The sequence below is a fragment of the Streptomyces sp. SL06 genome, from assembly GCF_058244745.1.
Window position 1 is genome coordinate 6585976 of sequence record NZ_JBSYOT010000002.1, and the last position, 23924, is coordinate 6609899.

Consider the following 23924-nt stretch of genomic DNA (forward strand, 5'->3'; position numbering starts at 1 on the left):
CGTCGCCTCCGGGATCGAGGTACCGGTTCCGGCGGGTGTCACGCCCCCTCGGGCACCCGGTCCAGGAAGCCGAACACGGCCCGGATCCGGTCCTCGCCGTCCAGTGTGATCACGTCGGACCCGGCCACCGGTGCCGACCCGTCGGCCTCGCTCACCAGTTCCCAGGAGAAGCGTGCCGTGTCATGGTGTCCGTCCACGGTGCCGGACAGCCGGAAGACGAAGCCGGGGAACTGCTCGTGCGTCGCCGTGATCACGGCGGCGATGCCCTCGTGGCCGCGGACGTCGGCCAGCGGATCGGTGTAGCGGCCGTCATTGGTCCAGACCGCAGCGACCGCCTTGGCCCGTGCCTCGGGCCCGGAGTTCCAGGCCTCGAAGTAGCGGGCGACGGCGTCCTCGTAACGGCGGGTGGGTGCGGACATGGCGATCAGCCTCCATTGAGCTGGTCTGTGCTGGTCAGGGACCGGGTTCCGGTCTCGGCGACCCGGTGGCGCAACCATGCCCGCACCCGTCGGCCCCGTCGATTACCCCCGAGGTCATGCCGGTGCCCCGGGCGGGCGCGAGGCCGACCGCCCGCGGGAGGACCGGAGCCGGTGCTTCGCGGCGCAGCGTTTCGGCCAACAATCGCCCAGAATATGCCGGGAGAGTGGCCGGAAATTCATGGTGACAGTGGTTCAGTTGTGAACATACTCACCACTAGGGCACTTCACACCATGCGACAGTGTCCTCACGCACAGCACACGAGCCGCACGGACGTCCATGCCCGACCGGCAGGCGGGCGCTGGGTGACGGGGGAGGGCAGCAGTGCATGACGAGTTCCTGTGCCATGTCACCGCCTACGGCGTCTGTGACGGCCGGCGCATCGGCGTCCCCCTGGGCACCTATCGGGCCCCCACCCTCGCGCTGGCCCTGTGGTGGCTGCGCGACCGGGCGTCCTGGATCGCCGAGCGGCTCGATCCGCAGCCCGACGCCCCTCACTTACCGCGCGGCGCCCTGACTCCCGTCGCCGACGACGCGCCCGACGTGCCGCACGTCCTGCGCACCTGGTGCGCCGACGACATCCAACAGGAGCTGGTCGCCGACGAGTTGGCCGCAGGCCGCCTGGTACGCCTGGCGACCGGCGACGAGACCACCGAGTACGAACTGATGGCCGAGTCCGTGGACGCACTGCGCATGCAGCGGGCCTCGCCGCCCCTCGTCGTTCCCGTCGCCTGAGCACCCCGGGCGGCACATCTAGGCCCGCCGGCCCGCCCACCGCGCGAGCAGCGCGCCGAGGAATCCGGTCACCAGGCCCCACAGCAGCGCGAGACCGGCCGCGCTCCACGGACGGGGACGCAGGAACAACTGCCCCGACAGCCCGCCGCCCAGGTCGCCGATGCCGAGCACCGACAGCCCGTAGTGGGCGGAGATCCGGCCGACCAGGCCGATCACGAGGACCGTGAGCGCCAGCGCCACGGCCATCCGCACCGCGTGCAGCCAGACAGGCGTCTGGGCCGGAGAGCGGTACGCCTGGAGGAATCCGGCCGCCGTCAGCAGGACCGCCGCGACGACCAGGAGCCACCACCACCGCCCGTCGTGCTCGGTGAGCGTGCCCAGGTTCAGGGCCGAGACGTCCGGCGTGCGCAGCACCTCGTCGAGGACCCGCGGCATCGGCAGCCCGAACGGCCCCTCCACGCGCCCGTCCCACGTCGCACCGAGGCCGATCGTGAACGCGAGCCACGCCAGGTTCGGCAGACCGAGCAGCAGCAGGGCGAAGCTGTCCGCCGGGTGTCCGCGCGTCCCGGCGCCGACCAGCGCGACGACGGCGCCCACGACGACGTACGCGAGCAGCAGCGCGACCATCGCGTACGCGGCCGGCCGCACCGGCGTCCGCAGGCGCGAGAGCCGTCCGGGCAGCGGCGCCCGGCGCGAGACCAGCAGCGCCAGCGCGAACACGCCCGCCAGCCACAGCAGCCCGAAGAGGACGGTCAGCGGCACGTCGGTGGTGAAACCGACCCGGGGGGTGATGCCGAACAGGTCGCCGAGGTCGTTCAGCACGCCCTCCCCGAGGGAGACCTCGAAGGTCTGCCGCGCGGCGAAGGCGGCCCCGAGGACGGCGAGCAGCCACAGGACGGCGATCCGCCCGGCCCAGCCGGCCGGCTCCCGGGCACCGGCCGCGTCCTGGTGGCGCAGCGGCCGCAGAAAGCCCCGGGCGATCACCAGCACGCCGGTCAGGGTGACGGACAGCGGCATCACGGTCAGCCCCGCGTCGGTGCCGGCCAGCCCGCCGGCGTCGCCGGACACCTCCACCGCGCCGCCGACGGCGGTGACGAAGGTCGCCGCGACGACCCGGGGAAAGGCGTGGTCCGGCAGGTCCGCGGCCCCGGCCGCCCACAGTCCGAGCGCGGCCACGACCCCCATCGCGACGACCCCGGCCACCACTGTGCCCAGGGCCTGCGCCCAGCCGTGACCGGGCGCTGCCCGGCCCGCGGGGGCGGAGGGGGTCGCGAACTCACGCTGCCACGCTAGACAGCACCCACCGGACCCGCCCGCCGGCAGGGCCGTCCGCGCCGCCGGGCCGGTGTCCGGTGGGGCCGGTCGGCATCCCGCTCGCCCCGGACGGGCGGGACTCAGGCCCCCGTGACGACGAGGGCGTAGTCGCCGAGGCCCAGCAGGCGGTCGGCCGGCAGCTCGCCCCGGGTGGTGAAGAGCGCGAGGAGCCGGCCGGTCCGGGTGTCGAACGCCACGTCCAGCACCGTGCCCCGCTCGGTCCCCGCCTCCGTCAGGATCCGCCGGCCCAGCAGGTCGCGCCGGGGCGGCGCCGACTCGGGCACGGCGGTGGGACGGACCCGCACGGTGCCGGGGCCGAACGCCTGGACCGAGTCCCACGCCAGCACCGACTCCCGGCGCAGAAGGCCGCCGCGCAACCGGACGTGGCTCACCCCGCCGGACGCGATGTCCACGGTCAGGGACGTCACGCCGCCGAGCGGCCCGGCCTCGGAGGGCGACACCACCGGCAGCCCCCGTACCTCGGTGAACAGCATCACGGCAGCGAACCTCTCCACTGGCCCGGCACGCCGCCGATCAGGGCGCCGAGGCCCGGCAGGTCGTCCGCGACATGCCGTACGGCGTCCTCGGGAAGGACGAGGGAGCGGCCGGCGACCGTGAGCTTCTCGCCGCGCGGCACGTACACCCGCCGCCGGTGCCGGCCGGCGCCCGGCACGAACCGTCGGCCGGCCGCCACCCGGAAACCGACGACCCGCCCGCCGGTCCCGCCCTCCACCACGACGTTCGAGCACCGTGCCGACCTCCGTCCCCGCCTCGGTCAGCACCCTCGCCCCCAGTACCCGGCCCCGCACGGTCTGCTGGTGCGTCGCCATGGCCGCCGTGCTCAGCAGCCGCCGCCGGTCGCGGATCATCACCGCGTCATGGCCCAGCGCGTACACCCCCGACCAGGGCAGACCCTCCTTGAGCGGCCCGGACAGCAGGCCCCGCCCGGTCAAGGTGAAACCGGTGATCCGGCTCGCGGCGGCGTCGCATACGGTGTCCTTGACGTCGGCGACGGCGTCGCCGCCGAGGGTGACCACCGGCCGGGTGGTGAGGCTTCGTGCGGCCATCAGTTCGTTCATCGCACACCCTTCCCGCACCCCCGGGTTCCCCGCACCACTGTGACGATGCCCGCAGTCCTCGTACCCCGGGACTGCGCGGCCCGCCTCGGGGTACGAGGACAGGTGCAGCAGCGTCCGGCCAGTCCGGCTTCCGAGAGAGAAACGCATGACCGAGTATCTGGACGGGGCAGTGATACCGACTGGTTTCGACGTCCCCGTTGATCCGCTGAGGCGGGCGGCCCACTACTCCGGTGAGCCGGGATGTATAGCGCAGGCACGCTCCTTCGCCTCGCTCTTCCTCGACCAGCTCAGGACCGAGTGGTGCGCCGCGATCGGCCCGCGGGCCGACGGTGCCGTGCTGCTCGTGGTGAGCGAGCTGGTCACCAACGCCGACCGCCACAGCAAGGGCCCGTACATCCTGGAGCTGGAGGGCACGGACGTTCTCGGTGGCGGTGACCGTCTGGGACAGCAGCGGCGCGGCGCCCGAGCGCTACCCCCGGGACCCCGAACGCATCGGCAGGCACGGTCTCGAGATCGTCCACGCCCTGGCGGAGACGGTCGTCGTCGAACGCGTGCCGGTCGGCAAGCGGGTACGCGCCGTGGTCCCCCTCACCGAGGGGTGAAGGACGCCGGGTTCGTCAGGCGCAGCCGAGTTCGCCCAGAAGGTGAAAGCCACGGTTCGACGCCTCCCTGTGCGTTACCCGCCTGCGGGTACCCGGGCCGCGACGGCGCATGCCCCCCTTCTCATGGGAGGTCAGAAACCTGTGACGCGGCGCCTTCGCGCATCCGAGGATTTCCCTCTGGGCGCAACGCCGACCCCTTCCGTGCCGGGGGAGGACTCCTAGGCTGGGAAGGTGACCAGCCACACGCCGAACGAAGTCCGCGTCATCGCGCTGCGCCCGCGGGCCGCGCGCCCGGGAACCCGCCCCGCCGCCCCGCCCGTTCCCCCGGAGCGAAGGCCGCCCACCGCCCGTGAGCCGCTGTGGCGCGATCTGGTCGGCGACGTGCTGCGCCGCGAACGCCGCGACCAGGAACGCACCCTGAAGGAGGTCGCGGAGGCCGCCCGGATCTCCATGCCCTACCTGTCGGAGGTGGAGCGCGGCCGCAAGGAGGCGTCGTCGGAGGTGCTGGCCGCCGCCGCGGGCGCCCTCGGACTGGGCCTGGGCGACCTGCTGGCCCGCGCCCAGGAGGAGCTGATCCGCCTCACGTCGACGCACACCGGCGCGAGCCCCGGCCCCGGCCGAGGTGCGTCCGGCGTGCGGTACGACGGGATGTGCCTGGCCGCCTGAGCGCCCGCACGGGCCGGCGCCCCGCACGCGGCGGGACGCCGGCCCGGCTCTCACGCCCGCGTCAGGCGCCGGCTGAGCACCTCGTCGGCCAGCCCGTACCCGACGGCCTCCTCGGCGGTGAACACCTTGTCGCGGTCCATGTCCGCGCGCAGCGTCGCGGCGTCGTGCCCGGTGTGCCGGCCCAGCACCTCCTCCACCTGGGCGCGGATGCGCGTCATCTCCTTGGCCTGGAGCGCCAGGTCGGAGACCGTGCCCTGCCGCCCGCCACTGGCCGGCTGACCCAGCAGGACCCGGGCGTGTTCCAGCACGAAGCGCCGCCCGGGGTCCCCGCCCGCCAGCAGCACCGCCGCCGTGGACGCGGCCTGCCCGACGCAGAAGGTCGAGATCGGCGCCTGGACGAACGTCATCGTGTCGTAGATCGCCATCAGCGACGTGAACGAGCCGCCGGGGGAGTTGAGGTAGATCGCGATCTCGCGCTCCGGGGACGCCGACTCCAGATGCAGGAGCTGCGCGATCACCACATTGGCGACGCCGTCGTCGATCTCGGTGCCCAGGAAGATGATCCGCTCCGACAGCAGCCGGCTGAACACGTCGTAGGACCGCTCGCCCTGCGGGGTCCGCTCGACGACGTTCGGAATCGTGTAGCTGCCCATGTCACAGCCCCGTCCGTCGCCGGGTGGCGGTCGGCCGCACGTCCGCGAGGGACTCGACGACCTGGTCCACCATGCCGTACTCCCTGGCCTCCTCGGCCGTGAACCAGCGGTCGCGGTCGCCGTCCCGGGAGATGGTCTCGGGGCTCTGACCGGTGTGCTCGGCGGTGATCCGCTCGATGGTCCGCTTGGTGAACTCCAGGTTGTCGGCCTGGATCTCGATGTCGGCGGTGGTGCCGCCGATACCGGCCGACGGCTGGTGCATCATGATCCGCGCGTTCGGCAGGGCGTGGCGCCTGCCCGCCGCGCCGACGCTCAGCAGGAACTGCCCCATGCTGGCGGCGAACCCCATGGCGAGCGTCGAGACCTCGTTGGGGATCAGCCGCATCGTGTCGTAGATGGCGAGCCCCGCGTGCACGGAGCCGCCGGGGCTGTTGATGTACAGGCCGATCCCGGTGTGCGGGTCCTCCGCGGACAGGATGAGCAACTGGGCGCAGACCCGGTTCGCGGAGACCTCGTCGACCTGCGTGCCCAGCAGCACGATGCGCTGCGCGAGCAACTGCGCGGCGAGTTGGTCGTCGAAGCGGGTCGCGGGAGTGTCGCCCTCCTCCGCCCGGGGCAGTGCGGCCGGGAACGGTCCGGCGATGAGTGAAGACATCGGCGCTCCTTTGTCGAGTCGTCGAGGGGGTACGCGGCCGGTGGCGCCGCGGTTGCCCCCACTGTCGACCCGCCGCGGCACCCGGCGGGGCCTTCTCTGCCCCCGGCAGATTCGCCGTGGGCAGAGCGCTCGCCGGCGCCGGGCGGATCCCCGGCCGCGCGCCCCAGAGTGCCGAGGACCGCGAGAGGGGCACCGATGAGTTTCGCGGCCCGCGCCGGTCTGCACCGGTGACCGTGTCCCACACCCAGGAGGTAGTCATGAGCACCGACGGATTCACCACGTGTCTGTGGTTCGACGGCCGGGCGGAGGAGGCCGCGCGCTTCTACGTCTCCGTCTTCGAGAACTCCGCCCTCGGTCCCGTCACCCACTACCCCGAGGGATCGGCCCGGCCCGCCGGCACCGTGCTCACCGTCGACTTCACGGCCAACGGCCAGAAGTTCGTCGCCCTCAACGGCGGCCCGGAGTTCACGTTCAGCGAGGCGGTCTCCTTCCAGATCACCTGCGCGGACCAGGACGAGGTCGACCACTACTGGAGCAGGCTCACCGAGGGCGGCGGCGAGGAGGGCCCCTGCGGCTGGCTCAAGGACCGGTTCGGCGTGTCCTGGCAGGTCGTCCCGGGCAGGCTGGAGGAGATGTTCCGCGACCCCGATCCCGCCAGGGCGGCGCGCGCCAACAAGGCCATGATGTCGATGCGCAAGCTCGACATCGCGGCGCTTGAGGAGGCGTACGCCGGGCAGTGACCGGCCGCCGACGCGCGGGGCGGGGACGGGGTGACTAGCGTGAGAGGACGGACCGTCCCCACCATCCACCCGCAGCTAAGGCGGCAGTCATGGCCGTACAACCTGAAGGGGCCCCTTGCTGGGCCGACGCGATGTTCAGCGACATCGAGGGAGCCAAGAGCTTCTACGGCGGCGTCCTCGGCTGGACCTTCGGGGAGTCGTCGTCCGAGTACGGCAACTACACCGAGTGCTACGCGAACGGCAGGGCGGTCGCCGCGGTCGTCCCGCCCATGCCGGGCCACGAAGGGCCCCCGCAGTGGTGCCTGTACCTCGCGTCCGCGGACGTGGCCGCGAGCGCGGAGAGGATCCGCGAGGCCGGCGGCGAACTGGTGGTGGAACCGACGCGGATCGGCGACTTCGGCACCATGTGCCTGGCCCGGGACCCGGGCGGCGTGGAGTTCGGCGTCTGGCAGAGCGGCACCCACGAGGGGTTCGAGGCGACGGGCGAGCCCGGCGCGTACTGCTGGGCCGAGGTCTTCACCCGCGAGCCCGGCAAGTCGGACGCCTTCTTCCCCGCCGTCTTCCCCTACACGGCCAGGCAGATGCAGGACGGCCAGGTGGACTTCCGCGTCTTCGACCTCGGCGACCGCGCCGTCCTGGGCCGCATGACCATGACGGAGGACTTCCCGCCCGAGGTGCCGCCCTACGTCAACGTCTACTTCACCGTCCCCGACTGCGACGACGCCGTGGCCCGCGCCACCGCGCTCGGCGGCGTCGTGCGGTTCGGGCCGGTGGACACCCCCTTCGGCCGGTTCGCGGCGCTCAGCGACCCGCAGGGCGCGCACTTCTCCGTGATGGACGTCACGAGGACCCAGGGAGAGATGCCGAAGCTCACGGAGGTCTGAGCCCCGTCCGGGTGCCCCGCCGCGCCATGGCATGATCGGCGCATGCGTGAACGTGTGGTGGCCGCGTGCGACGGGGCTTCGAAGGGAAACCCGGGTCCGGCCGGCTGGGCCTGGGTGGTGGCCGACGCCGCGGAGCGCCCGGTCCGCTGGGAGGCGGGCCCGCTCGGCAGGGCCACCAACAACATCGCCGAACTCACGGCGCTGGAACGGCTGCTGGCGTCGACCGACCCGGACGTGCCGCTCGAGGTCCGGATGGACTCGCAGTACGCCATGAAGGCCGTCACCACCTGGCTGCCCGGCTGGAAGCGCAACGGCTGGAAGACGGCGGCCGGCAAGCCGGTCGCCAACCGGGAACTGGTCGTGCGCATCGACGAGCTGCTCGACGGCCGCCCGGTCGAGTTCCGCTACGTGCCCGCCCACCAGGTCGACGGCGACCGGCTCAACGACTTCGCCGACCGCGCCGCCAGTCAGGCCGCCGTGGTCCAGGAGCCCGCGGGCAGCGGCCTCGGCTCCCCGGAGCCGCCGCCCGCCCCGGACGTCCCGGCGGCCCGGAAGGCACCGCGCCGCGGACCGGGCGCGGCCCGCAAGGGCGGCGCCTCCTCCGCGCGCACCGTCAAGGCGAAGTTCCCCGGGCGCTGTCTGTGCGGCCGTCCGTACGCGGCGGGCGAGCCCATCGCCAAGAACGACCAGGGCTGGGGCCATCCGGAGTGCCGCACGGCGGCCGTCGGGTAACCCGCGCCGTCCCCCGGCCGCGTGGCGCCCCCGCGCGGCCCCGCCCTTGCTACTCTGCGCTCCCAAATGACCGCTTTGAGTGCATATCAGGGGTGTGTGTGAAGGTCGCCTGTGTCGGTGGCGGGCCCGCCGGACTGTATCTGTCGATCCTGCTCAAGCGGCAGGACCCGTCCCACGACATCACCGTGTACGAACGCGACCCGGAGGGCTCCACCTACGGCTGGGGCGTCACCTACTGGCGCGGACTGCTCGACCGGCTCCAGGAGCACGACCCCGAGTCCGCGCGCGCCGTCGAGGAACACTCCGTGCGCTGGTGCGACGGCGTCGCCCACGTGGGCGAGGTGAGCACCCGGCACCGCGGCGACGAGGGCTTCGGCATCGGCCGCCACAAGCTCCTTGAGATCCTCGCCGCCCGCGCCCGCTCCCTCGGCGTCCGCCTGGAGTACGGGCACGAGATCACCGGCGACAACCCGCCCGCCGCCGACCTCGTGGTCGCCGCCGACGGCGTGGGCAGCGCGCTGCGCACCCGCCACGCCGACCACTTCGGCACCGAGATCCGCACCGGCCGCAACCACTACGTGTGGCTCGGCACCACCCGGGTCTTCGACGCCTTCACCTTCGCCTTCGTCGAGACCGACCACGGCTGGATCTGGGCCTACGGCTACGGCTACGGCCCCGAGGGCAGCACGTGCGTCGTCGAGTGCGCGCCCGAGACCTGGACCGGGCTCGGACTTGACCGGGCCGACGAGGCCGAAGGACTGATCCTGCTGGAGAAGCTCTTCGCCGACGTGCTGGACGGCCACCCGCTCACCGCCCGGTCCGCGGGCCGGGCCGGTGCCGCCTGGCCCGCCTTCCGCACCCTCACCAACCGCACCTGGTCCCGGGACAACCTCGTACTGCTCGGCGACGCCGCCCACACCACGCACTACTCCGTCGGAGCCGGCACCACGCTCGCCCTGGAGGACGCCATGGCGCTGTCCACGGCGCTGCGCGAGCGGGCCGCTCTCCCGGACGCCCTCGCCCACTACGAGCGCGAACGCAGGGCGGCCCTCCTGCCGGTGCAGAGCGCCGCCCGCCACAGCGCCCAGTGGTACGAGAACCTGCCCCGCTACATCCACCTGCCCCCGGAGCGGATGTTCGCCCTGCTCGGCCAGCGCCACTCGCCGCTGCTGCCGTACGTCCCGCCCCGGCTGTACTACCGGCTCGACCGGGCGGCCGGTCGGCTGGAGGCACTGCGCCGGCTCAAGCGCTGGCTGGGACCGAGGCTCGCGCGCACCGTCCAGGCACGCAGCCTCGCCGGCCACGACCGGGTCCGGCGCACCGGGCGTCCCGACGCGGTGCCCGGCCACCGCGGGTGACAGACTGGCGGCATGGACGAGCGCACATTCGACAGGTCGGATCAGCACGCATCGGTGGTCGGCCTCGGCACCTGGCAACTGGGCGCCGACTGGGGAGACGTCGACGACAAGGAAGCCCTCGCGGTGCTGGAGGCGGCGGCCGAGTCGGGGGTGACCTTCTTCGACACGGCGGACGTTTACGGCGACGGACGCAGCGAGGAGACCATCGCCGCCTTCCTGCGCGGCAGGCCCGACCTGCACGTGCTGGTCGCCACCAAGATGGGCCGCCGGGCCGAGCAGGTACCGCAGAACTACGTACTGGACAACTTCCGGGCCTGGAACGACCGTTCCCGCCGCAACCTCGGCGTCGACGTGATCGACCTGGTGCAGCTGCACTGCCCGCCGACCCCCGTCTACTCCACGGACGAGGTGTTCGACGCCCTGGACACCCTGGTCGAGGAGGAGCGCGTCGCCGCCTACGGCGTCAGTGTGGAGACCTGCGCGCAGGCGCTGACCGCGATCGCCCGGCCGAACGTGGCGAGCGTCCAGATCATTCTCAACCCGTTCCGGATGAAGCCCCTGCGCGAGGTGCTGCCGGCGGCCCGGGAGGCCGGCGTCGGCATCATCGCCCGGGTGCCGCTCGCCTCCGGCCTGCTGTCCGGGAAGTACACCGGGGACACGGTCTTCGCCGCGAACGACCACCGGAACTTCAACCGGCACGGCGAGGCCTTCGACCAGGGCGAGACCTTCTCCGGCGTCGACTTCGCCACCGGTGTGGAGGCCGCCGCGGAGTTCGCCGCGCTCGCTCCCGAGGGATACACCCCGGCCCAGTTGGCGCTGCGCTGGATCATCCAGCAGCCCGGTGTGACCACCGTGATCCCGGGCGCCCGCTCGCCCGAGCAGGCCCGCGCCAACACGGAGGCCGCCCGGCTTCCCGGGCTGTCCGACGACACGCTCGCGGCGATCGGCGACCTCTACGACCGCCGGATCAAGGACCGGGTCGAGGGCCGCTGGTAGCGGGTCCGCCCGGCCTCACGGCACCAGGAGCAGTTGCCGTTCCCGCTCCTGGTCGCCGGAGGCCGCTCCCTCGTCGCGCGTGGTGAAGGCGTGGGACAGCGTCTCGCTCGCCGCCTCGACGGCCTGCGGCGTGCCCTGCACGGTGACCGTCACCGGCGCGGACAGCGCGGCGCCCGCCCCGCGCGGTGGCGAGGGCGCCTGCCCGGCGGCCGGGGAGTCGAAGGTCGCGGTGCGCACCGTCGCCCGCTCGTCGGCGGGGAGCCCGTCGGGTGCCCCGAAGACACCCTCAAGGGCGCGGACGATCGTCCGCGCGTCGTCGATGCCGCCACCGCTGAGCGTCACGGTGAGCTGAGTGTCGGACATCCTTCGCCTTCTTCCCTGCGTCTGGATCGCCCCCGGCCCGTGTAACCGTCCCCCGATCACTCAAACCGGGCCCGGCGGCCCCGGCCCGGCGCCTGAGCACGGGGATCGCGGGAAGACGGAAGAAGGACGCAGGCGGCGGCAAGCGGGAGGAACAGTGACGGACCCGGACGCGGCCGAGACCCCGGACCGGCGCAGAGGGCGCGACGAGAGCGAGGAGGAGCGCGCGGACCGGATGTGGACGGAGCTGATCCAGGAGGTCCGCGTCGCGCAGATGGGCGTGCAGATCCTGTTCGGCTTCCTGCTCACCGTCGTCTTCCAGCCCAAGTACGAGCGCCTCTCGGACACCGACCAGACGATCTACCTGGTGACGGTGGTCCTCGGGGCCGTGACGACGGGCGCCCTCATCGGTCCGGTGTCCCTGCACCGCCTCGTGTCCGGGCGGCGCGTCAAACCCCGGGCGGTGCGGTGGGCCTCCCGGCTGACCCTGCTCGGCCTCGTGCTGCTGCTCGCCACGACGGCCTCCTCGCTCCTGCTGATCCTGCGCGTCGCGACCCACGACGGCTTCGTGCCCTACCTCGTCACCGGCGTGGTGCTCTGGTACCTGCTGTGCTGGTTCGCGATCCCGCTGTGGACCCGGCTGCGCCACACGTCCCGCTGAGCACCGCGCGTCCCGCCGGGCGCGGTCAGCCCTCCGCCATCAGCTCCGCGAGGAAGTCGTCGACGCGCACCTCCTCCGCACCGGGCCGGACCACGGTGTGCGTCTCACGCAGGAAGGCCTCGACGGCCGCCGCCCACACGAACACCACGGCGTGATGACGTTCGCCGTCGGGGCGGGCGTCGCCCAGCAGTTCGACGCGCAGTTCGTCCCACATGCCCCGCGACTCGGGCCGCAGCCGCACGTCGCCCACACCGACCGGCCGGGTGAGCCCGTCGCCCACCATCTCCCGGTCCAGCGTCCAGCGGGCGAGCACCCGGCCGTCGTGGCTGAACACCACGGTGAGCGCGAACGGGTCCGCCGCGTCGTACCCCAGATGGGCCAGCACGGGGAAACGGTCGGTGTCGCCCGCCTGGAGCTGCACGACGAGAGTCTTGTGCACGACGGTGTTCACGAGGGCCTCCGGGGGCTGGACGTAGAGCCCTCTAGTACCCCGCCCACCCGCAAGATGCTCAGGCATACGGGTGATTGGCCGGCCCCCGGGTTTCAGTCGCCGCCCAGCGCCTCGCGCAGCGCCGGCAGCAGGGACTTGTGCGACCAGTCCAGGAAGGCGTGTTGCGCCTCCCCGCCGATCTGCACCAGGGCGATCTCGGTGAACCCGGCCTCCACATACGGGCGTACGGCCGCCACGACGGCCTCCGGGTCGTCGCCGCAGGGGATGGACTCGGCGACGTCGTCCGGGGTGACGAACCGGGTGGCCGCGTCGAAGGCGTCCGGGTGCGGCAGTTCGGAGTTGACCTTCCAGCCGCTGCCGAACCAGCGGAACTGGGAGTGGGCGCGCCTGATCGCCGTGTCCCGGTCGGGATCGTAGGACACGGGCAGTTGGCCCACGCGCGGCTTGCCGGCACCACCGTGCCGGTCGAAGGCATCCAGCAGCCCCGCCTTGGGCTCGGTGGCGATCACCAGGTCGGCCAGCTCGCCCGCGAGCGCGCAGGAGCGTTCGCCGGAGACCGCGATCCCGATGGGCGGCGCGCTGTCCGGCAGGTCCCACAGCCGGGCCGACTCCACGTCGAAGTGCGTGCCGCGGTGGTTGACGTGGCCGCCCCGGAACAGCGCCCGGATGATCTCCACGGCCTCCCGGAGCATCTCGTGCCGCACGTCGACGGACGGCCAGCCGCCGCCCACCACATGCTCGTTGAGGTTCTCGCCCGCGCCGAGGCCCAGCCGGAAGCGGCCCTCGGACAACAACTGGAGCGTCGCCGCCTTCTGCGCCACCACCGCCGGGTGGTAGCGGAACGTCGGGCACGTCACATAGGTCATCAGCGGGATGCGGGAGGTCGCCTGCGCCGCCGCGCCCAGCACGCTCCACGCGTACGGCGCGTGGCCCTGCGAGCGCAGCCAGGGGAAGTAGTGGTCCGAGGTCACCGCGAAGTCGAACCCGGCCTCCTCGGCCCGCACCACATGGCCGACGAGTTCACGGGGGCCGGCCTGCTCGGTCATCATCGTGTATCCGAAGTGCGCCATGGCGACCGAGTCCCCGCCCGCACGTGGCGAAAACAGGACGAAACCGGGTGGAGGCGGTCAGTCCGTGTCCTCCCGGAACGTTCCGAGGAAGGCGGTGAGCGCCCGCTCGTTCGCGGTGGCCGCCCAGTCGTCGGCCGGAGTGGTCCAGCGCAGCGAGAAGCTGCGCCCGCCGCCGAGGAGGAAGCCGCGGCCGAAGGTGCGTACCCGGGCGCCGTCGTCCCGGGCGACCCACTCCATGTCGGCCGCCTCGCGCCCCCGGTACGTCGTCGCGCGGATCGCGCCGATCCGCCGGTAGCCGCCGGACCGCTTCAGACCGGGCTCCACGTCGTCGCGCCACACCGCCACCGGGTCCGCGCCCGCCCGCTCGCTGTAGGTGACCGCGAGCGTGCGCGGATCGCCGGACGCGCCGAAGACGACGCGGTACGCCGTACCGGACGCGCGCGAGGCGTCCAGCCGCCGCCAGCCCTCGGGGAGCGCGACCGAGAAACCCTCCGGCGCGTCGTAGCGGCGGAACCCGGCCGGCACGGCGTCGCCCGACGCCGACGGCGAGGGCGAGGGCGTCACGCTCGGCCGGGGAGCGGAGGTGGGCGTGGTCACGGGGGCCGAGGGGCGCTGCGGGGAGCCCGTGGCGGAGCCGCCCCTCGTGCCGGGCAGTGCCTCGGTGGCGGCGAGGACGGCGGCCGTGACCGTGAGGACGGCCAGGACGGTCCCCGCGACCATGGTCCGCCCGCGGCTCGCGCGCAGGCCGGCCGCGTAGGCGCCCCGCAGCCGGGGAGGGCGGACCTCGCGCGCCGACGCGTGGGGATCCTCCGTCAGCACCCGGACGAGGGCCTCGCGGACCACCTGGCGGGTCAGCCGCTCGCGGGAGTCCTCGCGGAGCAGCCCGTGCACGGCCTGGGTGAGCGGACCGGCGCGCACCGCGGTGCGCAGCGGCAGCCGGTCCACGCTCCTGAGCGTCGCCTCGAACCCGCCCCGGTCGCGGAAGGGCGGCCGACCCTCGACCATCGTGTAGAGGATCGCGCCCAGCGTCCACAGATCGGCCGCGGGCCCGATCCGCTCGTCGCGGGCCTGCTCGGGCGAGGCGTACGAGGGCGCGGTCAGGCGCGGGGCGAGGGTGGCGCCGGCCAGTCCGAAGCCGGTGACGACGACGGAGCCCGACTCGCGCACGAACACCTCGCCCGGACTCAGCTCACCGTGCGTGACCCCTTGGCCGTGCGCCGCCTCCAGCACGTCCAGCAGCTCCAGGGCGACGCGCGCCGCCCGTACATGGCCGAAGGCGCCCTGCCGGTCCAGGAGTTCGCCGAGCGGCACGCCGTCGATCCACTCCGTCACCGTCCACAGGGCCCCGTCCGCCACGAGCGCGCCGGCCACCGGGGCGACGCGCCCGGGGCACAGCGCCTCCACGATCTCGCAGGTGCGGACCACCCGGCCGGCCGCCCGGCGGGCCGACTCGTCCCCCCGCTCCGCCGGGAGCCCGACCCGCGTGACGAGGCAGGGCCGGCCCGTCTCGGCGTCCTCCCCGGACCAGCGGACACGATTGGTCTCACGGTGGACGACCTGGAGAAGGCGGTACCGACCGGCGACCAACCCATGTGTGGAGACGCGCGCCCTGCCCATGGCCATCCCTCGTTCGCACCGCCGGCCCTCGGCTTGCCCAGAGATACGGCGAACCGGCCGGGGCGCGTTCAACGAATGCGTGAACCGGGGCCATTTCTGACCCTTTTTCAAAAGCGGCGAACACCCGAGCGACCGCGGCCGCGGAAAAGGCGACCGCGCGGGCGCACACCCGGTCCGAACTGGGCGATCCCGGGTAATCCCCAGGTCCGCGAATTCCGGCCGCGCCGTGTTCCGCAGCGGAAATCCACGGCCGGTCCCGCGGCAACCCGAGGCACCCGCGGACCGGCCCGGGAAACCGGCGTCAGCGCAGGCCGAAGCGGTCCGCCCAGACGGCCATGTCGGCGGTCGTGGAATTGCCCCCGCACACCACCAGCCCGATCCGCGCGTCGTCACCCACCCGCTCCACCACCCGCCGGGCGGCCGGCAGCAGACAGCCGGCCGCGGGCTCGGTCCACACCTTCGCGTGCTCGGCGAGCGCGAGCGAACCCCGCACCGCCTCCCGGTCCGGCACCACAAGCACCTCGGACACCAGCGTCGACACATGGTCGTACGTCACCTGCGAGACGGACGGGGCGCTGAGCGTGGTGACGATCGAGGACAGGGCCACCGGAAGCGGCCCGCCCGCCGCCAGCGCCCGGGACATGGCCTCGGCGCCCTCCGTCTCCACGCCCCAGATCCGCACGTCCGGCCGCAGCGCCCGCAGCGCCACCGCCACGCCCGCGATCAGCCCGCCGCCCCCGATGCTCACCAGCACGTCGGTGAGCGGCCCGGCGTCCTCGGCGAACTCCAGCCCCACCGTGCCCTGCCCCGCGATCACCACGGGGTCGTCGAAGGGATGGACCAGGGTCAGCCCCTCCTCCTGAAGCCGGGTCACGAGCGCGAACGCGCTGTCCATGCCGTCGGTGAGCCGCACCAGCGCGCCCGCCTCCTCGGCGATCTCCACGGAACGGGCGGGTGCCGTGCGCGGCATGACCACCGTGGCCTTCACATCGAGGGCGGCGGCCATGACCGCCACCGCGATGCCGTGGTTGCCGCCGCTGACCGCGACGACACCCGCGGCCCGCTCGGCCTCGGTCAGCGACAGCAGCTTCGCCGTCGCGCCGCGCGCCTTGAACGAGCCGGTGCGCTGGAGCAGCTCCAGCTTCGCGGTGACCGGGACGCCCAGCAGCGCGGACAGCCCGGGGCTCGGCACGGTCGGGGTGCGTACGACATGTCCGGCGATCCGCTCGGCCGCGGCTTCGATCTCCGTGATCCCGATCAAGGCAGTCTTCCTTCCGGCGTGGGCGCCGATCGGCGCCCCTTCGCACCCTTTCGCGCGAGGTGCCCAAGGTCAACACGTTCCCGGGGCAGGCGCGGGACCGCGCGGGAGCGCCTTCACAGGTCGCGCCGGACCAGGAAGCCGAGCAGCGGGCGCAGCTCCGCAGAGGCCACTCCCGCCGCACCGAGCGCCGCCTCGGCCGCGCCGAGACACCGCTGCGCCTCCGCAAGGGCCGCCCGACGCCCGCCCGCCTCCTCGATCAGGACGGCGGCCTCCGCGGGATCGGCGGCACCGGACGCGAGCAGCGTGGCCAGGTGCCGCGCCGCGGGGACGGGCGCGTCGAGCGCGGCCAGCACCGGGAAGGTCTTCTTGCGCTCGCGCAGATCGCCGTGCACGGGTTTGCCGGTGACGGCCGGGTCGCCCCACACGCCCAGCACGTCGTCGACGATCTGGAAGGCGATCCCGAGGTGCCGCCCGGCCCGGTCCAGGGCCGCTGCCGTCGCCCGCGGCGCCCCGCCGAGCACGGCGCCCGTCGCCGCCGCGCAGCCCAGCAGCGCCCCCGTCTTGTGCTCGGCCAGCGTCCGGTACTCGCCCGGCAGCACCCGGCCCGGACCCGTCCACGGGCGCTCGGCGAACAGCAGGTCGTCGGCCTGCCCGCGCACCAGGTCGTTCAGCGCGGCGGACAGCAGGGGGACCGTCCGGGCACCGGCCGGGGCGAGCGCGAGCGTCTCCACGGCCAGCGCGAACAGCGCGTCGCCCGCGAGGACGGCGGGCCCGGTGCCGTACGCCTTCCACACGGCCGGGCGGCGGCGCCGGTCCGGATCGCCGTCCATGATGTCGTCGTGCAGCAGGGAGAAGGCGTGCACCAGTTCCGCCGCGACCGCCGCGGGCACGCCGGCCCGGCCGGAGGCACCGGCCGCCTCGGCGCCGAGGACCGCGAGGGCCTGCCGTACGCCCTTGCCGCCCGACGCGAGCGGGCCCGCCGGCGCCCCGCCGACCTCGCACCAGCCGAAGGAGTAGGCGGCCATCTCGGCCACCCACGGATGCAGCCGCCCCACGGCCTCCTCCAGCGCGGGCCGCACCAGCGCGCGACAGCGGCCGAGGACGTACGGCGCGTCCACCACCCCCACCATGGCCGCCCCGCTCACCACGCGTCCCCCGCCACCGGCGCACCGGCGAGAGGGGCCTCGCCCCGCGCCCCCGCCGTCGTGTCGGCCGCCGTGTGCGCCGGTGGGTCCGGGAGGCCGAACTCCTCCTGGGCCCGTGCCACCATCCGTCGGGCGTGGGCGAGCCCGATGCGTTGCAGGGCTTCGGCCAGTTCGGTCAGTTCGGCGGCCGTCTCGGCGCGGTCGCGGCCCAGGCGGGCCCGTGACTTGGCCAGACCCAGCCGGGAGAGCGCCTCCCCGCGCGGCTCGCCCATGGCGCGGAACTCGCCGAGCGCCCGCTCGTAGAGGCCGCGGGCCTCGGCATAACGCCCGGCGCGGTACAGGACGTTGCCGCGCATCTTGTGGTTGTAGGCCAGCGCGCCGGACAGATTCATCGCCCGGCACCCCGCCTCCGCCTCGGTGAGCAGGTCCAGCGCCCGCTCGGTGTCGCCGTCGCGCACGGACACCACGTCGGCGAGCCCGCGCAGCGCCCACGCGTGGCCGCGCCGGTCGTCGGCACGCGCGGCGATCTCGGCCGCCTCCTCGAACAGGGCGTACGCGCTGTCGTACGCCCCGGTGTTGCGGCGCATCTGCGCGATGCCCTCCAGCGCCCACACCGTGTGCCGCGCCTCGCCGCGCCGGCGGGCCTCGGCGAGCAACTGCTCGTGCAGCCGCCCGACCGCCTCGTAGTCGCCCTGGATCCGGCCGGTCTCGGCCAGGCCCGCCAGCGAATAGCCGCGTACGACGATGTCGCCGCCGCGTTCGCCGAGGCCGGCGGCGAGCGAGAGCAGCCGCCCGGCCAGCCGGAGGGCACCGCGCTGGCGGGCCAGCGTGCCGCCGCTCCACAGCGCCCACGCCATCGCCCCGGTGTCACCGGCCGTGCGGGCCGCCCGGTAACTCGCCTTCCACGCCCGGTCCGCGTCCCCGATCCGGCCCAGCCTGCGCTGCGCCTCGGCCACCGCGAGCCCGGAACGCGCCGCCTCCGCGTGCCGCCCCGCGCGTTCGGCCGTCCTCAGCTGCTCCGTGCCGGCCGCCAGGACGTCGGTCAGCGAGGAGTTGACGGAGAGGGCGGTGAGGGCGCCCTGATACTCCGGAGCGGATGCCTTGCCGTACATGGATGCCTTTCGGTCCGTATACCCCGGCACGCACGCCGTGCGCGGGACGCACGCACGTATGCGCTCGATGTATACGTACTGTGTATAGTGCGTCGAAAACCGGCCCTGGCCACGTGGGGCGACCAGGGCGGTGTACCTGTCGCCGACCAAGACGCCGACGAGGCGGACCGGGTTGCCTCAGTGCTGCTGCGCCTTCTGCGGCGTCAGCTCACTGGGCCGTACGACGACGAAGCCCTCGCCCTGGAGCAGCAGTTGGACGGCCTCTCCCGAACCGCCGCGCAGCATCGAGCCGATGGACTGCGAACGGTGCAGGGAGGTCGAAAGACCCGCGGACCAGCCGACGACCGCGTCCGTGTCGACGTAGACCGGGTACTGGCCCGAGACCGGGATGACCAGCGGGCTGCCCTCGCACACCAGCCCCAGCCTGCCGTACCCCGTGAAGACACTGTTGAACAGCCCGCCGCCCGCGATGCCCGAGCCCTTCACGGTGGAGATGCGGTACGCCAGCGACGCGTCGAAGCACAGGACGTTGCGGCCGTTGACCGTGAACTCGTCACCGGGCTCGATCTCCACGATGAAGCAGTTCTGCGCCTGGTGCGCGAACCAGGCCTCACCCTGCCCGCGCACCGCCATCAGGGGCAGCCCCTCCCCGGTCACGGCGCGCTTGAGCATGCCGCCCACGCCCTGACCCTTGCGTTCGAACTGCAGATCGCCGCGGAAGGCGACCATCGCGCCCTGCCGGGCCAGCATCTCGCCGCTCACCGCGTAACGGATGCACTTGGGATTCTCGACGGTCATGCCCGGCGCCGCGGCGGGCTGCACCATGTGCTCGTTGGAAAACAGATCACCCTTCATGGCGGCATCCTGTCCCGGAGTGGCCCCTTCGCGCCAGGATCGGGCGCCGGGCGGCCGTGCTCAGCCGCCGAAGAGCTGGGTCCAGTACGTGCCCGCCCGGCCGCCGCCGGCCAGGCCGATCCCGATGTGCGTGAAGTCGGCCTTGAGGATGTTGGCGCGGTGCCCCGGGCTGTTCATCCAGCCCTCCACCACGTCGGCGGGGGAGCGCTGGCCGCAGGCTATGTTCTCGCCGACGGTGCGGCGGGTGGCGCCCGCGGCGGCGGCCCGGTCCCAGGGCTTGCCGCCGTCCGGGTCGGTGTGGGAGTAGAAGTCGCGGGCCACCATGTCCGCGCTGTGCGCCTGCGCGGCCCGGGTCAGCCGGACGTCGACGGCCAGCGCGGGCAGCCCCGCCCCGGTCCGCCGCCGGTTGGTGAGGTCGACGACCTCGCCCGTCGTGCGGGCCAGCCCCTCCGGGGTGAGCGGCAGCGCCCACAGCACGGTCCAGTACGTGTCGCCCGAGGGCCCGCCGGTGACATGCGCCCAACCGGCGTGGGTGAGGGCGGGGTCGTGCAGCGTGCGCCGGGTGCGTTCGGAGCGCAGGCAGTACTCGACGAACTCGGCGGGGGTGCGCGGGCCGGAGACCAGGTGTTCGCCGACGGTGAGATAGGAGAAACCGGCGGAGACGACGGGCTGATGGACGGAGACGCCGTCCCGGGTCTGGACGCTCAGCGCGCCCGCGGCGGCCATGGCGGCGGCGTGGGACCGGGCCGCGGACGCCAGGCGGGAGTCGGCGCGGACGGGGCGGGAACCGGCCGCAGCGCGGGCGGAGTTGACCAGCCCCAGGAAACCGTCGGAGCCGTCGGAGCCGTCGGAGCCGTCGGCGGGTGCCGCGGGTGCTGCGCTTGCCACGAGTGTCGGTGTCGGCGCCGGTGCGGGAGCGACCGCAGGGGCCGGCGCCCGGTCGGGCTCGGGGGCGTCGTCGACCACCTCCACCCCGAAGTCCCGGGCGACACCGGCGAGTCCGTCGGCATACCCCTGGCCGAGGGCGCGCAGCTTCCAGCCCTCGCCGCGCCGGTAGAACTCCGCCAGCAGCAGCACGGTCTCCTGCCGGGGGCCCGGGGGAGTGAACCGGGTCAGCGCCCGGCCGCGGGCGTCGGCGACATGGAGCGTGGGGGAGGGCAGCGCGCTCAGGGCCACGCCGGGATCCGAGGGGCTGACCGCCACCGTCACCCGGGTCGCGCCGGGGCGCAGCCGCGCGGGATCGACGGTGAGCGTGTCGCCCCGCAGCCGGACGCCGGGTGCCTCCGGCTGGTTGTAGAAGACGAAGTCCGCGTCACCGCCGACCTTCCCGCCGTCGTCCGTGACGAGTGCCGACACGTCGAACCCGCCGGGCACCCGTACGCCGACGGGGCCGCCCGGCAGAGGGACATTGCCCCCGGGGACCAACTCGCTCATCCTGCCGCCCTGTGTCCTGATCTCGCTGTGGGGTCAACGTCCACCGGACGACGGGGGTTCCCGCCGCCGGGCCGGCCCGATGTCAGCCCGAGGCCGACGGTTCCGGAGTGATCAAACCCTGCCGGTGGGCGACCGCGACCGCCTCCGTGCGGCTCGCCGCGCCCAGCTTGGCCAGGATGTTGGAGACGTGGACGCTCGCCGTCTTGGCGCTGATGAACAGCTCCTCGCCGATCCGGCGGTTGCTGTGGCCCAGCGCGAGCAGCCGCAGTACGTCCTGTTCACGGGCGGTCAGCACCGCCGCGCCCGGACCACCGGGCGACGGTGCCCCGGTGAGCCGCCCACGGCGGGCCAGGTCGTCGATCCGCTCGCGCAGCGGCGTGGCACCGAGCCGGTCGGCCTCCCGGCGCACCGTGGCGGCCTCGGCGGCGGCCTCCTCCCGGCGGTCGGCCGCCAGCAGCGCCTGCGCCAGCCGCAGCCCGCACCGCGCGCGTTCGTAGACATCGCCGCGCGCGAACCCGGCCACCGCCCTCTCCCAGGACGCCGGGTCCGGCGCGGACTCCGAGATCCCGGACCACTCCGCCTCCGCCCGCGCCAGCCACGCCTGACCTTCCGGCCCCTGGGGTGTGCCGTCCTCCCCGCGCCCGGCGGAGGACCTGGCCTGCTCCACGAGTTCGGCCGCCGTGTCCGTCCAGCGCCGGACACCCGCCTCGTCCCCGGTCCGGCGCAGCTCGGCCACGGTGTCGGCGAGCGCGGACAGCGCGAGGGCGGCGAGCCTGACCGTCACGGCCGGCCGCGTGCCCGCGTCGTCGGTCAGGGCGTCGACGGTGGAGCGCATCCACCGCACGGCCTCCTCCGCGTTCCCGCGCAGCGCCGCCGCGTCGGTCAGCACGATGCCCCCGACCAGCCTGCCCATCCAGTCGAACGGCCCCTCCAGCAGCGCCCGTGCGCCCTCCGCCGCCCCGAAGTCGCCGCGCGCCAGCGCCACGTACAGCCCGGGACCCGCGGCGTGGCCGCCCGCGGCCGGCACCACCCCGGCGCTGTCCGCGGCACCGCGCGGGATCTCGTCCCAGTGGCCCAGCGTGTACTGCACGAGCAGCCGCAGGTACCGCATCTCCCGCGGATAGGGCGAGGACAGCAGCCCGGAGCGGCGGGCCCGGTCCAGTCCCTCCAACGTCCAGGGCAGGCACTCCTCCAGGTCACCGGACTCGAAGGCGCCGATGGCGAGGTTGAACAGCGCGCGCATCTCCACCGGCGCGTTGCCCGCCCGCCGCGCCAGCTCCCGTGCCTCAAGCAGCCGCTCCCGGCCCGCCCGGGTGGTCCGGTTGCCGCCCTCGAGACTGGTCAGGGAGATCAGGAGGTCGGCGCGGGCGTCCGTGACGCCCAGTTCCGCCGCGACCCGCAGGGCCCGGTGGGCGACCGGCAGCGCGGCCCGGTGCTCCCCGACCTGGCGGGCCGCCATCACATGCGTGGCCGCGGCCCACACCCATGTCGCCGACGGGGGTTCGGCGGGGATCAGGGCGAGGGCCTCGCTGCTGTGGGCGTAGGCGGCCGACAGATTGTCGACACTCAGCAGGTTCCCGGCGAGGGTGTAGCGGACGCGGGCGGCCAGCTCCAGGTCGGCGTCCTGGCCGAGGCCGGCCAGCGCGGAGCGGGTGAGGGAGACCGCGCGGTGCAGCTCCCCGGCGTGCGCGGCGGCCGCCGAGGCACGCAGCGTGAGCGTCACCGCGTCGGGGCCCGCGGGCCGCGCGGCGGCGTCCACCGCCGACCACAGGTCGAGGGCCGTCTCCAGGTGCCGCAGCTCCTCGGCGGGCGCGCCGACGTGCTGGGCGTGGTCGGCGGCCTCCAGGGAGGCGGCGAGCGCCTCGGGCAGGTCGTGGCTCTCCCGGTAGTGGTGGGCGCGCTCGGCCGCGCTGCCGGACCGGCGCTCCCGCCCCGCGAGCAGCCGGGCGAATCCGCCGTGCAGGCGGGCCCGTTCACCGGGGAGCAGGTCGGCGTAGACCGCCTCACGCGCGAGGGCGTGCCGGAAGGAGTAGGTGTCCTGGGCGCCGGAGACGAGCAACTGCCGCTCCACCGCCTCCCGCAGCGCCGACTCCAGCTCGTCCTCGGGCAGCCCCACGGCGTCCCGCAGCAGGTCGTGCCCCACACGGCGTCCGGCCACCGCGGCGGTGCGCAGCACCTGCTGGGCGGTCTCGGACAGTTGCTCGAAGCGGATGAGCAGCACGTCGGCGAGTCCGCTGGGCACTCCGCCGGCCGGTGTGTCGGTGGCCGCGACCAGCTCCTCGGCGTAGAAGGCATTGCCCTCGGCGCGCTCGACGATCCGGTGCACGGTGGTGTCCGGGAGCGCCCGGTCGCGCAGCGAGCGCACCAGCCGGGCCACGTCGGCATCGGGCAGGGGCCGCAGCTCCAGCCGCTCCACCGAGGGCAGGCGCACCAGCTCGGCCAGCAGGGGCCGCAGCGGGTGGCGCCGGTGCACGTCGTCCGCCCGGTACGAGGCGAACACCGCGAGCCGGTGGCCGGGCCCGGCGCCCGCCGAGTGGTGCAGGACGCCCCGACTGAGCAGGAACCTCAGCAGGTCCCGGGAGGACTGGTCGGCCCAGTGCAGGTCCTCCAGGACCAGCAGCAGTGGCGCGATGTCCGCCAGCTCGGTCAGCAGGGCGGCCACGCCCTCGAAGAGCCGCAGCCGTGAACGCGTGGTGGCGTCGCCGTCGTCCGGGCCGCCGCCGAGCAGCCGGCCGACCACCGGATGCGCGGCGGCCACGGCGGCGAACCGCTCGTCGCCGGCCAGCGCGCCGAGGATCTCGGTGAACGGCAGATACGGCAGGCCAACGTCGCCCAGGTCGACGCAGTGCCCGGTGAGCACGGCCGTCCCGGCGGCGGCGGCCCGTGCGGCGGCCTCGTCCAGGGTCCGGGTCTTGCCGACCCCGGCGTCCCCCGCGATCAGCACCGCGCGGGCCTCACCCGCGCGGGCGCGCTCCAGCACGCCGGCGAGACGCGCGAGTTCTTCCGCGCGGCCGACGAGAGGGCTGGTGAGTGAGGTCTGCGGCACGGCACCCATCCTGGCACGTGG

Annotated in this window: 23 protein-coding genes and 2 pseudogenes; 9 read left to right on the plus strand and 16 right to left on the minus strand. The window is 74.3% G+C overall.

The window, feature by feature from the left end:
• Positions 1-38: 38 nt before the first annotated feature.
• Positions 39-419, minus strand: a complete 381-nt coding sequence (locus AC4IHM_RS30230; protein WP_490870140.1) for a nuclear transport factor 2 family protein — start codon at positions 417-419, stop codon at positions 39-41.
• Between the two features lie 382 nt (positions 420-801).
• Between AC4IHM_RS30230 and AC4IHM_RS30235 the strand changes: the two genes are divergently transcribed.
• Positions 802-1212, plus strand: a complete 411-nt coding sequence (locus AC4IHM_RS30235) for a hypothetical protein (RefSeq protein ID WP_490870141.1) — start codon at positions 802-804, stop codon at positions 1210-1212.
• An 18-nt stretch (positions 1213-1230) separates the two neighbouring features.
• On the opposite strand, the gene AC4IHM_RS30240 is transcribed toward AC4IHM_RS30235, so the two are convergent.
• The 3 genes and pseudogenes from AC4IHM_RS30240 to AC4IHM_RS30250 form a co-directional block, all read right to left on the minus strand.
• The gene (locus AC4IHM_RS30240; protein WP_490870983.1) at positions 1231-2535 is read right to left on the minus strand and encodes a streptophobe family protein; all 1305 of its coding nucleotides are present in this window, start codon (positions 2533-2535) and stop codon (positions 1231-1233) included.
• Between the two features lie 71 nt (positions 2536-2606).
• Positions 2607-3023, minus strand: a complete 417-nt coding sequence (locus AC4IHM_RS30245) for a PRC-barrel domain-containing protein (protein ID WP_490870142.1) — start codon at positions 3021-3023, stop codon at positions 2607-2609.
• Positions 3020-3605 (minus strand): annotated as a pseudogene (locus AC4IHM_RS30250) (PRC-barrel domain-containing protein). Before AC4IHM_RS30250 ends, AC4IHM_RS30245 begins: the two are co-directional and overlap by 4 nt.
• A 145-nt stretch (positions 3606-3750) precedes the next feature.
• On the opposite strand from AC4IHM_RS30250, the pseudogene AC4IHM_RS30255 reads away from it, so the two are divergent.
• Both AC4IHM_RS30255 and AC4IHM_RS30260 read left to right on the plus strand, forming a co-directional pair.
• Positions 3751-4207: pseudogene (locus AC4IHM_RS30255) on the plus strand (ATP-binding protein).
• Between the two features lie 231 nt (positions 4208-4438).
• Entirely contained in the window at positions 4439-4873 is a 435-nt protein-coding gene (locus AC4IHM_RS30260; protein ID WP_490870143.1) for a helix-turn-helix domain-containing protein, read from the plus strand.
• A gap of 50 nt (positions 4874-4923) precedes the next feature.
• On the opposite strand, the gene AC4IHM_RS30265 is transcribed toward AC4IHM_RS30260, so the two are convergent.
• The gene (locus AC4IHM_RS30265; protein WP_490870144.1) at positions 4924-5526 is read right to left on the minus strand and encodes a ClpP family protease; all 603 of its coding nucleotides are present in this window, start codon (positions 5524-5526) and stop codon (positions 4924-4926) included.
• A 1-nt stretch (position 5527) separates the two neighbouring features.
• Entirely contained in the window at positions 5528-6181 is a 654-nt protein-coding gene (locus tag AC4IHM_RS30270) for an ATP-dependent Clp protease proteolytic subunit (protein WP_490870145.1), read from the minus strand.
• Between the two features lie 257 nt (positions 6182-6438).
• Between AC4IHM_RS30270 and AC4IHM_RS30275 the strand changes: the two genes are divergently transcribed.
• From AC4IHM_RS30275 to AC4IHM_RS30295, 5 genes are all read left to right on the plus strand, one after another.
• Entirely contained in the window at positions 6439-6921 is a 483-nt protein-coding gene (locus AC4IHM_RS30275) for a VOC family protein (RefSeq protein WP_490870146.1), read from the plus strand.
• 89 nt (positions 6922-7010) lie between these two features.
• Positions 7011-7805, plus strand: coding sequence for a VOC family protein (locus AC4IHM_RS30280; protein WP_490870147.1), 795 nt, complete (start codon positions 7011-7013; stop codon positions 7803-7805).
• A 42-nt stretch (positions 7806-7847) separates the two neighbouring features.
• Positions 7848-8537 (plus strand): ribonuclease H family protein, encoded by a 690-nt coding sequence (locus AC4IHM_RS30285; protein ID WP_490870148.1) that lies wholly within the window; start codon positions 7848-7850, stop codon positions 8535-8537.
• A 92-nt stretch (positions 8538-8629) separates the two neighbouring features.
• Positions 8630-9895 (plus strand): FAD-dependent monooxygenase, encoded by a 1266-nt coding sequence (locus AC4IHM_RS30290; protein WP_490870149.1) that lies wholly within the window; start codon positions 8630-8632, stop codon positions 9893-9895.
• A gap of 12 nt (positions 9896-9907) precedes the next feature.
• Entirely contained in the window at positions 9908-10891 is a 984-nt protein-coding gene (locus AC4IHM_RS30295) for an aldo/keto reductase (protein ID WP_490870150.1), read from the plus strand.
• Positions 10892-10906: 15 nt separating this feature from the next.
• On the opposite strand, the gene AC4IHM_RS30300 is transcribed toward AC4IHM_RS30295, so the two are convergent.
• Positions 10907-11254 carry a hypothetical protein gene (locus tag AC4IHM_RS30300; RefSeq protein ID WP_490870151.1) on the minus strand — a complete coding sequence of 116 codons (348 nt, stop codon included), beginning with the start codon at positions 11252-11254 and terminating at the stop codon, positions 10907-10909.
• A gap of 154 nt (positions 11255-11408) precedes the next feature.
• Between AC4IHM_RS30300 and AC4IHM_RS30305 the strand changes: the two genes are divergently transcribed.
• On the plus strand, positions 11409-11912 hold the full coding sequence (locus AC4IHM_RS30305; protein WP_490870152.1) for a DUF6328 family protein: 504 nt from the start codon (positions 11409-11411) through the stop codon (positions 11910-11912).
• Between the two features lie 25 nt (positions 11913-11937).
• On the opposite strand, the gene AC4IHM_RS30310 is transcribed toward AC4IHM_RS30305, so the two are convergent.
• From AC4IHM_RS30310 to AC4IHM_RS30350, 9 genes are all read right to left on the minus strand, one after another.
• Positions 11938-12363 (minus strand): SsgA family sporulation/cell division regulator, encoded by a 426-nt coding sequence (locus AC4IHM_RS30310; RefSeq protein WP_490870984.1) that lies wholly within the window; start codon positions 12361-12363, stop codon positions 11938-11940.
• 92 nt (positions 12364-12455) lie between these two features.
• The gene (locus AC4IHM_RS30315) at positions 12456-13433 is read right to left on the minus strand and encodes an LLM class F420-dependent oxidoreductase (RefSeq protein ID WP_490870153.1); all 978 of its coding nucleotides are present in this window, start codon (positions 13431-13433) and stop codon (positions 12456-12458) included.
• Between the two features lie 57 nt (positions 13434-13490).
• Positions 13491-15056, minus strand: a complete 1566-nt coding sequence (locus AC4IHM_RS30320; RefSeq protein WP_490870154.1) for a serine/threonine protein kinase — start codon at positions 15054-15056, stop codon at positions 13491-13493.
• Positions 15057-15351: 295 nt separating this feature from the next.
• Entirely contained in the window at positions 15352-16311 is a 960-nt protein-coding gene (locus AC4IHM_RS30325) for a threonine/serine dehydratase family protein (RefSeq protein WP_490870155.1), read from the minus strand.
• A 113-nt stretch (positions 16312-16424) separates the two neighbouring features.
• Positions 16425-17441 carry a polyprenyl synthetase family protein gene (locus tag AC4IHM_RS30330; protein ID WP_490870985.1) on the minus strand — a complete coding sequence of 339 codons (1017 nt, stop codon included), beginning with the start codon at positions 17439-17441 and terminating at the stop codon, positions 16425-16427.
• Between the two features lie 11 nt (positions 17442-17452).
• On the minus strand, positions 17453-18568 hold the full coding sequence (locus AC4IHM_RS30335; protein ID WP_490870156.1) for a tetratricopeptide repeat protein: 1116 nt from the start codon (positions 18566-18568) through the stop codon (positions 17453-17455).
• A 177-nt stretch (positions 18569-18745) separates the two neighbouring features.
• Positions 18746-19423, minus strand: a complete 678-nt coding sequence (locus tag AC4IHM_RS30340) for an AIM24 family protein (protein ID WP_490870157.1) — start codon at positions 19421-19423, stop codon at positions 18746-18748.
• A 60-nt stretch (positions 19424-19483) separates the two neighbouring features.
• Positions 19484-20857 (minus strand): CAP domain-containing protein, encoded by a 1374-nt coding sequence (locus AC4IHM_RS30345; protein ID WP_490870158.1) that lies wholly within the window; start codon positions 20855-20857, stop codon positions 19484-19486.
• 82 nt (positions 20858-20939) lie between these two features.
• Complete coding sequence (locus tag AC4IHM_RS30350) at positions 20940-23912, minus strand: helix-turn-helix transcriptional regulator (RefSeq protein WP_490870159.1); 2973 nt, start codon at positions 23910-23912, stop codon at positions 20940-20942.
• Positions 23913-23924: the final 12 nt, after the last annotated feature.